Origin of the sequence: Lentzea sp. NPDC003310, assembly GCF_040610935.1 — a bacterium.
Taxonomy (GTDB): Bacteria; Actinomycetota; Actinomycetes; order Mycobacteriales; family Pseudonocardiaceae; genus Lentzea.
This window is the reverse complement of sequence record NZ_JBEXNC010000016.1, coordinates 71,899-85,292: the sequence shown is the minus strand read 5'-3', so window position 1 is coordinate 85,292 and position 13,394 is coordinate 71,899. Positions and strand designations below refer to the sequence as shown.

General features: G+C 72.2%; 15 protein-coding genes. 8 read left to right on the top strand and 7 right to left on the bottom strand.

Going from position 1 to position 13,394, the window contains the following annotated elements; genetic code table 11:
* Window positions 1-5 precede the first annotated feature (5 nt).
* A complete protein-coding gene (locus ABZX02_RS30680; RefSeq protein WP_355303540.1) occupies window positions 6-854 on the top strand; it encodes a LysR family transcriptional regulator in 849 nt (282 codons plus the stop codon).
* Here the strand turns inward: ABZX02_RS30680 and ABZX02_RS30675 are convergent.
* The gene (locus tag ABZX02_RS30675) at window positions 851-1,081 is read right to left on the bottom strand and encodes a hypothetical protein (protein WP_355303246.1); all 231 of its coding nucleotides are present in this window, start codon (window positions 1,079-1,081) and stop codon (window positions 851-853) included. The two genes, ABZX02_RS30680 and ABZX02_RS30675, sit on opposite strands and share 4 nt — an antisense overlap.
* Before the next feature lie 93 nt (window positions 1,082-1,174).
* Here ABZX02_RS30675 and ABZX02_RS30670 point away from each other — a divergent pair, with 93 nt between their 5' ends.
* The 3 genes from ABZX02_RS30670 (at window position 1,175) to ABZX02_RS30660 (ending at window position 4,397) form a co-directional block, all read left to right on the top strand.
* The gene (locus tag ABZX02_RS30670) at window positions 1,175-2,152 is read left to right on the top strand and encodes a pyridoxal-phosphate dependent enzyme (RefSeq protein WP_355303244.1); all 978 of its coding nucleotides are present in this window, start codon (window positions 1,175-1,177) and stop codon (window positions 2,150-2,152) included.
* Entirely contained in the window at window positions 2,149-3,270 is a 1,122-nt protein-coding gene (locus tag ABZX02_RS30665) for an ArgE/DapE family deacylase (RefSeq protein WP_355303242.1), read from the top strand. Before ABZX02_RS30670 ends, ABZX02_RS30665 begins: the two co-directional genes overlap by 4 nt.
* 107 nt (window positions 3,271-3,377) lie before the next feature.
* Complete coding sequence (locus ABZX02_RS30660) at window positions 3,378-4,397, top strand: cellulase family glycosylhydrolase (RefSeq protein ID WP_355303240.1); 1,020 nt, start codon at window positions 3,378-3,380, stop codon at window positions 4,395-4,397.
* Here ABZX02_RS30660 and ABZX02_RS30655 read toward each other — a convergent pair.
* The 4 genes from ABZX02_RS30655 to ABZX02_RS30640 are packed head-to-tail and all read right to left on the bottom strand — an operon-like array spanning window position 4,351 to window position 7,995.
* Complete coding sequence (locus ABZX02_RS30655) at window positions 4,351-5,343, bottom strand: acyltransferase (RefSeq protein ID WP_355303238.1); 993 nt, start codon at window positions 5,341-5,343, stop codon at window positions 4,351-4,353. The genes ABZX02_RS30660 and ABZX02_RS30655 overlap by 47 nt on opposite strands.
* Window positions 5,340-6,293, bottom strand: a complete 954-nt coding sequence (locus tag ABZX02_RS30650) for a D-alanine--D-alanine ligase family protein (RefSeq protein WP_355303236.1) — start codon at window positions 6,291-6,293, stop codon at window positions 5,340-5,342. Before ABZX02_RS30650 ends, ABZX02_RS30655 begins: the two co-directional genes overlap by 4 nt.
* Window positions 6,290-7,393, bottom strand: a complete 1,104-nt coding sequence (gene alr, locus ABZX02_RS30645) for an alanine racemase (protein WP_355303234.1) — start codon at window positions 7,391-7,393, stop codon at window positions 6,290-6,292. Before alr ends, ABZX02_RS30650 begins: the two co-directional genes overlap by 4 nt.
* The gene (locus ABZX02_RS30640) at window positions 7,378-7,995 is read right to left on the bottom strand and encodes a M15 family metallopeptidase (protein ID WP_355303232.1); all 618 of its coding nucleotides are present in this window, start codon (window positions 7,993-7,995) and stop codon (window positions 7,378-7,380) included. The genes alr and ABZX02_RS30640 overlap by 16 nt, the downstream gene beginning before the upstream one ends.
* A 168-nt stretch (window positions 7,996-8,163) precedes the next feature.
* On the opposite strand from ABZX02_RS30640, the gene ABZX02_RS30635 reads away from it, so the two are divergent.
* From ABZX02_RS30635 to ABZX02_RS30625, 3 genes are all read left to right on the top strand, one after another.
* The gene (locus ABZX02_RS30635; protein ID WP_355303230.1) at window positions 8,164-9,015 is read left to right on the top strand and encodes an NAD(+)/NADH kinase; all 852 of its coding nucleotides are present in this window, start codon (window positions 8,164-8,166) and stop codon (window positions 9,013-9,015) included.
* Window positions 9,012-9,485, top strand: coding sequence for a GNAT family N-acetyltransferase (locus tag ABZX02_RS30630; protein ID WP_355303228.1), 474 nt, complete (start codon window positions 9,012-9,014; stop codon window positions 9,483-9,485). The genes ABZX02_RS30635 and ABZX02_RS30630 overlap by 4 nt, the downstream gene beginning before the upstream one ends.
* A 68-nt stretch (window positions 9,486-9,553) precedes the next feature.
* Window positions 9,554-10,504 (top strand): alpha/beta hydrolase, encoded by a 951-nt coding sequence (locus tag ABZX02_RS30625; protein ID WP_355303226.1) that lies wholly within the window; start codon window positions 9,554-9,556, stop codon window positions 10,502-10,504.
* Here the strand turns inward: ABZX02_RS30625 and ABZX02_RS30620 are convergent.
* Entirely contained in the window at window positions 10,497-11,864 is a 1,368-nt protein-coding gene (locus tag ABZX02_RS30620; protein WP_355303224.1) for an MFS transporter, read from the bottom strand. The two genes, ABZX02_RS30625 and ABZX02_RS30620, sit on opposite strands and share 8 nt — an antisense overlap.
* A gap of 95 nt (window positions 11,865-11,959) precedes the next feature.
* Here ABZX02_RS30620 and ABZX02_RS30615 point away from each other — a divergent pair, with 95 nt between their 5' ends.
* Window positions 11,960-12,610, top strand: a complete 651-nt coding sequence (locus ABZX02_RS30615) for a helix-turn-helix domain-containing protein (protein WP_355303222.1) — start codon at window positions 11,960-11,962, stop codon at window positions 12,608-12,610.
* On the opposite strand, the gene ABZX02_RS30610 is transcribed toward ABZX02_RS30615, so the two are convergent.
* The gene (locus tag ABZX02_RS30610) at window positions 12,600-13,385 is read right to left on the bottom strand and encodes a GNAT family N-acetyltransferase (RefSeq protein ID WP_355303220.1); all 786 of its coding nucleotides are present in this window, start codon (window positions 13,383-13,385) and stop codon (window positions 12,600-12,602) included. The two genes, ABZX02_RS30615 and ABZX02_RS30610, sit on opposite strands and share 11 nt — an antisense overlap.
* Window positions 13,386-13,394: the final 9 nt, after the last annotated feature.

The following is a 13,394-nucleotide window of genomic DNA, read 5'->3' as shown; positions in this document are numbered from 1 at the left end:
CCGTGATGGACCTCCGCCACCTCGCCACGCTGGACGCCGTGGCCGCCGAAGGCACGTTCGGACGCGCCGCCGAGCGCCTCGGCTACACGCAGTCGGCGGTGAGCCAGCAGGTCGCCGCGCTGGAGAAGACCGTCGGCGGGGCCGTGTTCGACCGGCCGGGAGGGCCGAGGCCGGTCCGCCTCACCCCGCTCGGCGAGGTCGTGCTCGCCCACGGCCGCGAACTGCTGGCGCGCGCCGCCGCCACCGAGGACGCCGTCGAACGCTTCAAAGCGGGCGAGGGCCGCATCGACATCGGCACGTTCCAGAGCGTCACCAACGTGATCCTCCCCGCCGTCGTGCGCCGCCTCCTCGCCGAACACCCCCGCGCCGACGTCCGCCTGTCCGAGGAGGAGCCCGACCAGCCCGGCATCGAGGGACTGGACCTGCTCTTCTACGACGGCCGGCTGGACGGCGACGTCGAGCAGGTCAAGATCCGCGACGACCCGTACCGGCTGGTCGCCCCGCGCGGCCGGTTCCCGGGCGGGCCGGTCCCGCTGGAGGCCCTGCACGACGCGCAGATGGTCGCCCAGCCGCCGATCTGCGACCAGGCGAGGGTCGAACGCCTCTACGCCGAGGCCGGGATCGTCCCGCGCATCGTGTTCCGCACCTCCGACAACCGCGGGGTGCTGTCGATGGTCCGCGCGGGCCTGGGCGTGGCCGTGCTGCCCGAGCTCGCGCTCGACCAGTGCCCGGACGACCTGGTCGCGCACGACCTCGACCCGGCCCTGCCGCCGCGCGAGATCTACCTGGCGTGGCCCGCGAACCGGACCCTGGCGCCTCTCGCCACGAGGTTCATCGAACTGGTCAGGGCCTAGTCCCGCGGCCCGCGCAACGTCAGCACGACCCGCAGCACGTGCTCGACGGCCGCCGGGAACACCGCTCCCCGCAGCTCGTCGCGGTGCACCAGGGTCTGCCCGGCGAACTCCACCATCCGCTCCGGCCCCACCCGCCGCACGACCAGCGCGGCGACCTCCTCGAGGTCGAGGGCCGGGTTGTCGAGGCGGACCAGCGCGAACTCGACGATCAGCTCCTCGTCGGTCACCGTCTACCTCCCCCACTCATCGGTTCTTCCCACCGGTACACGTCGAAAACATGCGCTGGACCGACGATCCGAGCCACCCGCACGCTGTCCACCATGAAGTTCTCGCGGCCAGAGGCCCGCACCTGGCGATGTCCGCCCGCACCCGCCGGGGTGCGTGACTTCCACGCCGGACTGCCCGGCTACGCACCCACGCCGCTGACCGAACTGCCGGCCCTCGCGGCGGAGCTCGGGATCGGCCGCCTGTTCGTCAAGGACGAATCCTCCCGGCTCGGCCTGCCCGCTTTCAAGGCTCTGGGTGCCTCCTGGGCCGTGCACCGGGTGCTCGAGGGCCGGAAAGGCCAGGTCACGCTCACCACCGCGACGGACGGCAACCACGGCCGGGCGGTCGCGAGGATGGCACGGCTGCACGGCCGACGGGCTCACGTCTTCGTGCCCCGCACCGTGCCGGCCCCGGCGATCGAGGCCATCCGCGCGGAGAACGCCGAGGTCACGGTGGTCGACGGCACGTACGACGACGCGGTGGCGGCCGCGGCGCGGGCGGACGGGGTCCTGGTGCAGGACATGGGGTGGCCCGGCTACGAGGAGGTCCCGGCCTGGATCGTCGAGGGCTACGGCACGCTCTGCCACGAGATCGACGAGCAGCTCGACGCGGAACCGGACCTGGTCGTCGTCCCGGTCGGGGTCGGATCGTTCGCGCAGGCCGTGATCACGCACTACCGCGCCCGCGGCACCGGGACCGGCCTCCTCGCCGTCGAACCCGACAGCGCCGCCTGCGTGCTCGAAAGCCTGGAGGCCGACGAGCTCACGACCATCCCCACCGGCGACACGATGATGGCCGGGCTCAACTGCGGCACACCGTCCGCCACCGCGTGGCCGTACCTGCGCAACGGCCTGGACGCCGCCGTGGCGATTTCCGAAGCCGACTGCGCCACGGCGATGAGGGACCTCCACGCGTTGAACGTCCACTCCGGACCGTGCGGCGCCGCCTCTCTCGCGGGACTGCGTGCCATGCGCGACGACTACGACCACCTCGACACCGTCGTTCTCATCAGCACCGAAGGACGCCCGTGAACCCACGTGACCTGCTGGCCGACCTGGTCTCCATCGACTCGGTCAACCCCGACCTCGTCCCCGGCGGCGCCGGTGAGTCGGCGATCGCCGACTTCCTCACCGGCTGGTTCCGCGAGCGGGGCTTCGAGGTGCACCGCCTGGAACACCGTACCGGCAGGCCGTCGATCGTCGCGGTGCACAAGGGCACCGGCGGCGGGAAGTCGGTGATGCTCAACGGTCACGTCGACACCGTCGGCCTCGCGGGCTACGACGGTGACCCGCTGGAGCCGAGGGTCGAGGACGGCCGGATGTACGGCCGCGGCACGTTCGACATGAAAGGCGGCATCGCGGCCATGATGGTCGCCGCAGCCCGAGCCACCGAACGTCCGCTGCGAGGCGACGTCATCGTCGCGTGTGTGGCCGACGAGGAGCACGGCAGCTTCGGCACGGAAGAGGTTCTCGAACACTTCACCGCCGACGCCGCCATAGTCACCGAGCCCAGCCACCTAGAAGTCACGCTGGCGCACAAGGGCTTCGTCTGGTTCGACGTCGAGATCGAGGGCAGGGCGGCGCACGGTTCACGGCCGGAACTCGGCGTCGACGCCATCGCCAAGGCGGGCCACTTCCTCGTCGCGCTGGAACAGCTCGGCAGAGACCTCGCGGAGGGGACGCGCCACCACCTCCTCGGCACCGGCACGGTGCACGCGTCGCTGATCAGCGGCGGAGAGGAGGCCTCCACCTACCCGTCGGCCTGCCGGATCACCCTCGAACGCCGCACGGCCCCCGGCGAGACCCCGCAGCGCACCGAGGACGAGCTGCGCGCCATCCTCGACCACCTCACCGCGACCGTCCCCGACTTCCGGGCCACGCTGACCCGCGGCCTCGCCAGGGACCCGTTCGAGGCGGACCCGGACGCCGAGCTCGTCCGCACCCTGATCGCGCACCTCGGCGCCCCGCCGGTCATCCGCGCCGAGCCGTTCTGGACGGACTGCGCGCTGCTCGACCGGGCCGGCATCCCCTGCCTGCTGTTCGGCGTCGACGGCGCGGGCGCGCACGCGGCCACCGAGTACGTCGACCTCGCCTCCCTCGACCGGCTCACCGACGTCCTGACCGGCACGATCACGGCCTTCTGCTCCTGACGGGACGATCTTGACGTTCCCCGAACAATGCCCGAACCACGCCCGGACCTCGCTGCGGCACCGTATCGCCCCGAACGGTTCTTGCCGATCTTGAGAGGGGACATCTCGTGAAGCTCAGACAGGTGGTCTTCGGGTTAGCCACGGCGGTCGCGCTGCTGCTCGGCAGCGTGCCGGCGAGCGCGACCGCACCCGCGCGGCTGTCGGTGTCCGGGGCGAACGTCGTCGACCCGGCGGGGAACCCGATCGTGCTGCGGGGCTACAACTGGGGGCAGTGGGGAACGGTCCAGGCGCAGGACGGGCCCGCCAACAGGGCGTCGGGCGCCAACTCGGTGCGGATCCCGCTGCGCTGGTGGGGCGAGTGGAAGGACGGCGTCGACAGCCGCGACCCGGACCCCACGAACCCCAGCCACATCAAGCCGGGTCATCTCACCCTGCTCGACGAGACCGTCGACCGGGCGAGCGCGGCGGGCCTGTGGATCACGCTGTTCGTCGACTCCGACTACGGCCAGGGCTCCGGTGGGCACACCGAGAACTTCTGGACGAAGCCGGAGATGAAGCAGCAGTTCAAGGAGGTCTGGCAGTTCCTCGCGAAGCGCTACAAGACCAAGGCGTTCATGGGGATGTACGAGATCCTGCCGGAGCCCCAGCCGGTCGGCGTGGACGACGCCGGGGTGAAGGCGTTCTACGACGAGATGATCGGCGTGATCCGCGCGGTCGACAGGCGGATGCCGATCGTCGTGGGTCCCAACGACAACTACAGCTGCGCGCACCTCGAGGGCGCGTACACGACGGTGGACCCGAAGGTCGTCTACACCTGCAACTACTTCATCTTCAGCGAACCGCTGAACCGGATCGGAACGATCACGAACTTCCGCGCCGCCCACACGGTCCCGGTGTGGATCAACCAGGTCGGCATCGAGAGCGGCGACATCGACGCGAAGGCGAAGGCCCGCAAGGTGTTGCAGGCCTTCGACGACAACGGCATCGGCTGGGCGTGGTGGACCTACCGGATCAGCGGGCTGAACCCGGACACGCACGGCATCTACTACGCCGACCCGTCCGAGCCGGACGGCTGGCACCTCAAGCCGGCGTGGCTCGCGCTGGTGAACGGCTACCTCGCCGCATGACGGGTTCCTCGACGTAACGCCAGCTGAGCGCCGCCGCCGCGATCGTGAGCACCGCCGCGACCGGTCCGGCGGCGGCGCCCAGCTCGGGGCGCAGCCACAGCGTCAGCGGGTAGTTCCACAGGTAGGCGCCGTAGGACACGGTGCCCAGCGCGACCAGCGGCCGCAACGGTGTCGCGACGGTCTCCCACCCCGACCAGACCAGCAGCAGCACGGCCGTGCAGGCCGCGACGGCCGGTCCCGCGCCGAGGTACGTCACCGCGTGGCCCCGCAGCGGGACCACCGACAGCACGGCGAGACCGGTCAGCGCGACCGGTACGCCCCAGCGCGGCGCGGTGGTCAGCTTCAACCTGGTCGCGGCACCGATCACGAAGCACACGAACCACGACGTCGGCAGCGCGTAGGCGTTGTCGGCGTGCGGCCACAGCCAGACCAGCGTCGCCGTGCACGCGGCGAGCGCGCCCAGTGCCGTGACGACGAGGACGGCGCCGGTGCGGCCCCGCACCCACGCGAACGCGAGCAGCGCGGGCCACAGCAGGTAGAACTGCTCCTCCGTCGCGAGCGTCCAGCCGTGGAACGCCGCCGGGCTCACACCGCCGATCGGCAGGTTCCCGGTGAAGGTCACCAGGACGACCACCGTCCTGAGCAGCTTGCCGCGCTCCCCCAGCGGGTCGAACACGAGCGTCACGACGACGAACACCACGACGAGCGCCAGCAACGCGGGCAGGAGCCTGCGGGCCCGGCGCGCGTAGAACCGCCTGAAGTCGACGCGGCCGGTGTTCGTGAGCTCCCGCTGCAGGACCCCGGTGATCAGGTAGCCGCTCAACGTGAAGAACACGACCACGCCGACGACACCCGCACCGGGGAACACGTCGGGGAACGCGTGGCGCAGCATCACGAGGAGGATCGCGACGCCGCGCAAGACGTCCAGCCCGGCGATCCGCCTCACCGCATCGCTCCCCGCACGAGCTTGTCCAGCAGGTCCGGGTAGGACAGTCCGGCGGCGGCGAACATCTTCGGCACCTGCGACTCCGCCGTCATGCCCGGCATGGTGTTGACCTCGTTGAGCACGAACCCGTCCGCGGTGAGGAAGAAGTCGACGCGGGCGAGGCCGCGGCAGCCCAGCGCCTCGTACACCCGCAGCGCCGCGTCCTCCAGGGCCTTGAGCTCGGTGTCGGCCAGCGGGGCCGGGATCACGAACCGGGCGCTGCCGTCGTACTTCACGGTCGTGTCGAACAGGCCGGGCACGTGGATCTCCAGCGGTGGCCCCGTCCGGCGGCCCTCGTCCGGGTCGTCGAGCACCGCGATGTCGATCTCCCGGCCCTGCAGGACCTCCTCGACCAGCGCGCGGTCGTCCAGGTCGAGCGCCTGGCGCACAGCGGGTTCGAGGTCCTCCCCGCGGTCGACGAGCCGCACGCCGAAGCTCGACCCCGCCGCCACCGGCTTGACCACGACCGGGCCGGTGAAGTCCACAGTGGACGCTTTGGTGACCAGAGTTCCCCTGGCCGTGCGGACCCCGACCGCCTCGGCGACGAGCTTCGTGGCCCACTTGTCCATCGCGAGCGCGCCGGCCCGCAGCGGCGAGCCCACGTACGGCACGCCCGCCAGCGCGCACAGGCCCGCCAGCGTGCCGTCCTCCCCCAACGGCCCGTGGACCAGCGGCAGCACCACGTCGCACGACGCCAGCACGTCGAGCGCGGCGGCGAGGCTGCCGGACGGGAGCGTGTCGAGCACCTGGCCGTCCGGCCCGTGCCACCGCCCGTCGCGGCCGATCGTGAGCGCCACGGCCTCGTACCGCGCCGGGTCGAGCGCCTGGCGCACCGACGCCGCCGACGCCACGGAGACGTCGTGCTCGCAGTTCTGCCCGCCGCCGATCACGGCGACGCGGATCCTCCTCATCGCACGGTCCTCCGCACCCTCGCCCCGATGCCCGTCACGATCTCGTGCGGGATCGTGCCCGCCCACCGCGCCCAGTCCGCCACCGTCGGTTCACCGTGCTCCCCCGGCCCGAACACGACCGCCTCGTCCCCCGGCTCCACCACGTCGTCCCCCGCGTCCACCACGACCTGGTCCATCGAGATCACCCCGACGACCGGCCGCCGCCGTCCCGCGAGCCACACCTGCGCGCGTCCGGACGCGGTGCGCGGCAGGCCGTCCGCATACCCCACCGGCAGGAGCGCCAAAGTCGTCGCGCGGTCGGTGACGTGCGCGTGGCCGTACCCGACGCCGGTCCCCGCCTCGACGCGCCGCACCTGGACCACCGGCGCCGTGAACCGCAGGGCGGAGCGCAGCCGGGTGGTGCCGGACGGGTCGATCCCCACGAGTCCGGCCCCGATCCGGACGACGTCGAGGTGGGCGCCGGGGTCCGTCAGCGCGGCGCTGGTGGCCGCGAGGTGCCGCACCGAGGGCCGCAGGCCCGCCTGGCGCGCCATCGCGACTCCCCTGGCCAGCGCACGCTTTCCGGGTTCACTCGCTCCAGGAGTGTCCGCACACGGCAGATGTCCCATCACTCCGACGACCGAGACCCTCCCGGCCAGCTCCGCCCGGCGTGCCGCCGACATCAGCGACAGCCAGGACTCCGGCGCGGCCCCGTCCCGCGCCATCCCCGTGTCCAGCTGCAGGTGCACGCGCACCCCGCCGTCCAGCGCGGCCAGGTGCGCGAGGCTCGGGACGCTCAGGTCGATCCCGTGCCGCACGGCCGTCCGCACGTCGGCGTCGACCGGGTTGAGCCAGCTGAGCACCGGAACGTCCACACCGGACTCCCGCACCCGCACCGCCTCCGCGAGCGAGGTGACCCCGATCCACGTCGCTCCACCCGCGACGGCCGTGCGGGCGACGTCGCCGAGCCCGTGCCCGAACCCGTCCGCCTTCACCACGGCCATGACCTCGCCGCGCGCCAGCGCCACGAACCGCCTCGTGTTCTCGGCCACCGCCGCGAGGTCCGTGCACAGCGAGGGTTCAGCTGCCCGCTGGCGCAGGCTCGTCACGCGCGCGCCCACGCAGGCACCTCCACTGGTCCGTAGACGGCGTGGTCGGCTCCGGTCAGCAACGCCCAGTAGCGGTCGCCGTAGGACCAGTGCCACCACTCGGTCGGGTAATTGACCAGGCCCGCTCCGCCGAGCGCGGCGGCCAGCACCGTCCGGTTGCGGCGGGCCTCCTCGTCGACCGGCGCGGTGAAGAAGCACGCGCCGCCGCTCTCCTCCGGCGTCGCGTCGACCGCCGTGCCCATCCACAGCTCCGCGCCCGACGTCGTGACCAGCGTCAGGTCGACGGCCGCGCCCGCGACGTGCGGCGCGACGGCCAGCGGTGCCACGAACCGGCTCGACAGCCGGCCGAGCTCGACGGCGTCGGCCGCCGGGTGCAGCTCGCGCAGTTCGGCGGTGTAGCGCTCGATGATCGCGTTCTGGTCGGCGACGCTGCGGTGCCCCTCGACCACCCGCAGGTCCACACCGGACGGGAGCAGCGCGCGGGCCACGTCGAGCCGCCGCGCGAGCCCCTCGCGCACCAGCACACCGGGCGCGTGGTCCAGTGCCACCAAAGGATCCCCGTTGTCGAGCACGCGCACGGCACGCACGATCGGGTCGGCTAGCAGGATCGTCATGCGGCCAACCTAGGAACGAGCGTCCACCTGGGACTCCTCCTCCAGGCCGCCCCGGCACGCCGAACGGCCGGTTCGAGGACGTGAACATCGGCCGTTCGGCTGACAACCGACACGCCGCGCCGGAATTCGGCAGACTGGCGTCCGTGACCCGACTGAGGACGACCTGACGTGCACGCCGCCGGACTGGTGCTGCACCCGCAACGCGACTCCGCCGACGCCGTCGAGGCCGTCCTGGGCTGGGCGGCCAACCGAGGCGTCGAGATCCTCGGCATCTCCGACGAGATCCAGCGCCTGCGCTGCGAGGCCACCCCGGTCTCGCCCGAGGAGCTGGGCCGCAGGGCCGACCTGGTGGTGAGCCTCGGCGGCGACGGCACGATGCTGCGCGCCATGCGCCTCGCGGACGGCGAGAAAGCCCCCGTGCTGGGGGTCAACCTGGGCAAACTCGGCTTCCTGGCCGAGGTCGACGTGCCGGACCTGCCCGCCGCCCTGTCCGCCATCGACGCCCGCGACTTCACCGTGGAACCCCGCCTGGCCATCGACGCGGAGTTCCTCGGCCAGAAGGTCACCGCCTTCAACGACATCGCCGTCGTCCGCATCCCGGGCGAGGGCAGCGCGCGGGTGGCGGTGCACGTGGCCCGCCAGCCGTTCGTCAGCTACGCCTCCGACGCCGTCATCGTCGCCACCCCGACCGGCTCCACCGCGTACAGCTTCTCGGCGGGCGGCCCGATCACCAGCCCGTCCGTCGAAGCGCTGCTGGTCACCCCGGCCTCCCCGCACTCCGCCTACAACCGCGGCGTCGTCCTGTCGGTGCACGACGAGGTGGACCTCGACCTGCTGCCGTCGAGCGGCCGCCTGGCCGTCGAGGTGGACGGGATGGTCGCGGGGTACGTGGAGCCGGGTCAGCGGGTGTCGCTGCGGGGCCGGGCCGCCGCCGCGCGGGTGGTGCGGCTCGGGATGACGACGTTCTACCAGCGGGCGCGGCGCAAGCTGCGGCTCACGGACTCGGCGGAACTGGGGTGAGGCTGCGCGAGTGGACCGCCGACGACGCGGCCTGGTACGCGGAGACGACGAGGGACCCCGAGGTCCAGCGCTACACCACCGACCCGCCCACGATCACCGCGGAGCAGGTCGCGGAGGCGATCGCGGCACTGCCGGGAAACCCCTCCACCGCGTCGTTCTGCATCGAGGACGGCGGTGAGCGCTGCGGCAACGTCGCCGTCGACATCGCGGACGGCGTCGGCCACGTCTCCTACCTGGTGGCCGCGCAGGCCCGCGGCCGCGGGCTCGCGACCAGGGCGCTCAGCGAGTTCGTCGCCTGGATCCTCGCGCACCGGCCGGTGCGCGAGCTGAGGCTGTGGACGCACCGGGACAACACCGGCTCGCGCAAGGTGGCCGAACGGGCCGGGTTCGTCCGCGACCCCGCCCGCGACGAGGACCGTGAGGTCAAGGGCGAGGTCTGGCCCACCGTCGCCTACCACCTCGTTCCCTGACCTCCACCCGACCTCAAGTGCCGCTTGTTCGGATGTCCGCGCCGAGCGACGACAGGGGGCACAGGGACATGGAGCTGAACAGGCGCAGAGCGTTCGCACTGGGTGCGGGCGCCGCGCTCGCCGCGGGTGTGGGGACGGGCGCGGCGCAGGCGGACGGGACCACCGCGCGCGAGCCGGACCTCCCCGGCTTCCAGCACAACTACGCCAAGGTGAACGGGGTGCGCCTGCACTACGTCACCGGTGGCAGTGGCGAGCCGCTGCTCCTGCTGCCCGGCTGGCCGCAGACCTGGTGGCTCTACCGCAAGATCATGCCGGCGCTCGCGACGAAGTTCCGGGTCATCGCGGTGGACCTGCGCGGGCAGGGCGGGTCGGAGAAGCCCGCGGGCGGTTACGACAAGAAGACGATGGCGACCGACATCCACGAGCTCGTCAAGAAGCTCGGGTACGCCAAGGTGAACGTCGTCGGGCACGACCTGGGCAGCATGACCGCGTTCTCCTTCGCGGCCAACTTCCCCGAGACGACGAAGAAGGTCGCCTTCATGGACGTGCTGCACCCGGACGAGAGCTTCTACCAGATCCCACTGCTGCCGCCTCCCGGCATGTTCAGCGTGTGGTGGTTCGCGTTCAACCAGGTCGTGGGCCTGCCGGAGCAGCTGCTGGCCGGGCGGTTCCGGTACCTGGTCGACTGGCTGTTCGCGAACACCGCGTTCAACCCCGCCGCGATCGACGAGAAGGCGCGGCGGATCTACGCGCAGAACTACAACTCGCCCGAGGCCATCCGTGCGAGCAACGGCTGGTACCAGGCCTTCCACCAGGACATCGCGGACGGCAAGACCTACGCCAAGCTGACGCCTCCGGTGCTCGGGCTCGCCTCGATCTCGTCGTACGACCAGTTCCTGGGCGCGCTGCCGAACGTCGCGAACCAGTTCGAGGTCGTGCGGGTGGACGGGTCCGGCCACTGGCTCGCCGAGGAGCAGCCGGACTTCGTCGCCCAGGAGATCACGCGCTTCTTCAGCTGACCCGGCTCGCCGAGGGGATGAACGCCGCGACCACGACTGCCAGCAGCGCGGTCGCGGCGCCCAGGCCCATGATCAGCTGGAAGCTCAGCGGCACGCCCACCTGCGTCAGCACGACGCCCGCGACCGCGCTCGACACCGAGGTGCCGATCGCGCGCATCAACGTGTTGAGGCTGTTGGCCGCGGCCGTCTCCGACGTCGGCACGGCGCCCATGATCAGGGCCGGCATCGCGCCGTAGCCGAGGCCGATGCCGGCGCCGATCACGGCCGAGACCACGACGAGCTGCCAGATCTCGGTCAGCATGAACACCCCTGCGGCGTACCCGAAAGCGACCACCAGCGCGCCCAGGATCAACGTGACGCGCGGGCCTCGCGCGTTCGAGATGCGCGCGGACACCGGTGCCGTCGCCATCATCACCAGACCGGACGGCACCAGCACGAGGCCGGTGACGAGCAGCGACTGCCCGAGGCCGTGGGCCGAGACCGGCAACTGCAGGACCTGCGGCAGCACCAGCGACTGCGCGAACAGGGCGAACGCGAACGACACCGAGGCGATGTTGGTCAGCAGCACCTGGCGGCGGGCCGTGGTGCGCAGGTCGACCAACGGCTGGGGCGAGCGCAGCTCCCACCAGCCCCACAGGCCGAGGACCAACGCCGACACGACGAACAGGCCCGTGACGGCGCCGCCACTCCACACCGACGCCTTCGACACGCCGAGCAGCAGGCAGATCAGCGCGACCGACAGCCCGAGCGCGCCCGGGAAGTCGAACCGGCCGCCGCTGCGGACCGGGGACTCCGGCACCCAGACCAGCACCGCGGCCAGTGCCACGATCCCGGCTCCGGCCGACGTCCAGAACAGCATGTGCCAGTCGCTCTGCTCGACCAGCAACGCCGCTGCGGGCAGGCCGAGCGCGCCACCGACGCCGAGCGAGGCGCTCATCAGCGCGGTGGCGCCCGCCAGCCGTTCGCGCGGGAGCTCGTCGCGCATGATGCTGATGCCGAGCGGGATCACGCCGACCGCCATGCCCTGCACGACGCGGCCGACGATGAGCGGCGCCAGCGAGTAGCTCAGTGCCGCGATCACCGAGCCCGCGACCACCATCAGCAGGCTGATCAGCAGCATGCGGCGCTTGCCGTACATGTCGCCGAGCCGGCCGATGACGGGCGTCGCGACGGCGCTGGCGAGCAGCGTCGAGGTGATCACCCACGTCGTGTCGCCCGGCGACGAGCCCAGGAGCTGCGGGAACCTCGGCAGCAGCGGGATGACGAGGGTCTGCATCAGCGACACGACGATGCCGCCGAGCGCCAGGACCGCCACGACGAGGTTCGGGCGCGTCACCGGACGCGTTTCTTCGAGGAGCACGTGATCGAGTCTAAGTCAGTCACTTGACTTAATCTGGAGCGGCCAGATGATGTCCGTGATGTCCGGAACCGCTCCCGGTGGAAGATGGGGACGTGATGAGCAAGGTCGACAACCCGTCGCGAGCCGAGCGCGCCCACGCCACCCGTGAGCTGATCCTGACCGCCGCGGAGCGCCTGTTCGCCGAGCACGGGGTGCTGGCCGTGTCGAACCGGCAGGTCAGCGAGGCGGCGGGCCAGGGCAACAACACGGCGGTCGGCTACCACTTCGGCACCAAGGCCGACCTCGTCCGGGCCATCGCGCGCAAGCACTTCGCGCAGGTCGAGGAGATCCGGCAGCGCCTGGTCTCCGAGCTCGGCGACGACCCCGGCCTGCGCGACTGGCTGCGCTGCCTCGTCCACCCGATCACCGAGCACCTGGAGGCGGCGGGCAGCCCCACGTGGTTCGCGCGGTTCGGCGCCCAGGTCATGACCGACCCGACGCTGCGGCCGATCATCGTCGAGGAGACGCGGTCGTCCCCCGCGCAGATGCGGATCCTGGCCGGGCTCAACGCGTGCCTGACCGACCTGCCGGACGACGTGCGGGCCGAGCGGCACGACATGGCCCGGCAGCTGCTCGTGCACATGATCGCCGAACGGGAGCGCGCCCTGGCCGACGGCACCCGGACGCCGCGCGCGAGCTGGCACGACACGGCGACCGGGCTGGTGGACGCGCTCGTGGGGCTGTGGCAGGCGCCGGTCAGCTCTTGAGCGCGTAGAACCGCATCGGCGCGGTCGGTTCGAACCCGAGCCGCGGGTAGACCGGCGCGCCCGCTTCCGTGGCGTGCAACGTGGCACGGGTGATGCCGGTGGCGCGCCACGCCTCGTGCAGCGCCTTGCGCGTCACCGCCTCGCCGTAGCCGCGGCGTTCCTGGCCGGGATCGGTCGCGACCAGCACGACGAACAGCCGCCCGTCCGTCTCGACCGCGCCCGCGCACGTGACGGGTACGCCGTCCCGCAGCCCGAGGTACGCGTGCACGCCGCTCTTCCACAGCGCGGACCCGGCGATGCCGTCCCGCCCGGCCTCCGGCTCGAACCCGTACGCGCGCGAGTTGATGTCCGCGTACGCCAGCAGCTGCTCGTCCGTCGTCACCCGTTCGAACGTCAGCTCGGGGTGCGCCGGCTCCGGGAGCGGCAGCAGGTCGCCCGCCATCCCGGTGCCGGGGAACGCGAACTCGAACCCGGCGCGGCCCGCGAGCTCGTCCAGGTCCGCGCCCGGTGCCAGGTCCTCGAACACCCAGAGGAAGCCGAAGTTCTCCTTGGCGCGCATGACCTCCGCCGCGGTCGCGAAGCGCTCGGCGAGCAGGTCCGCGCCGATGCCGGACTCGGTGAGGGTGACGCAGTTCCAGAACGGGAACCGGCAGTCCGCCCACCGCACCGCCACTCCGGGCAGGTCGCGCACGTCGGCGTCCGGGTCGCGGTCCAGCACCATCGCGCGCCAGCCCTCGGTCAGCTGCCGCGAGGACTCCACCGTCAAGTCGATCATGCTGGCGAG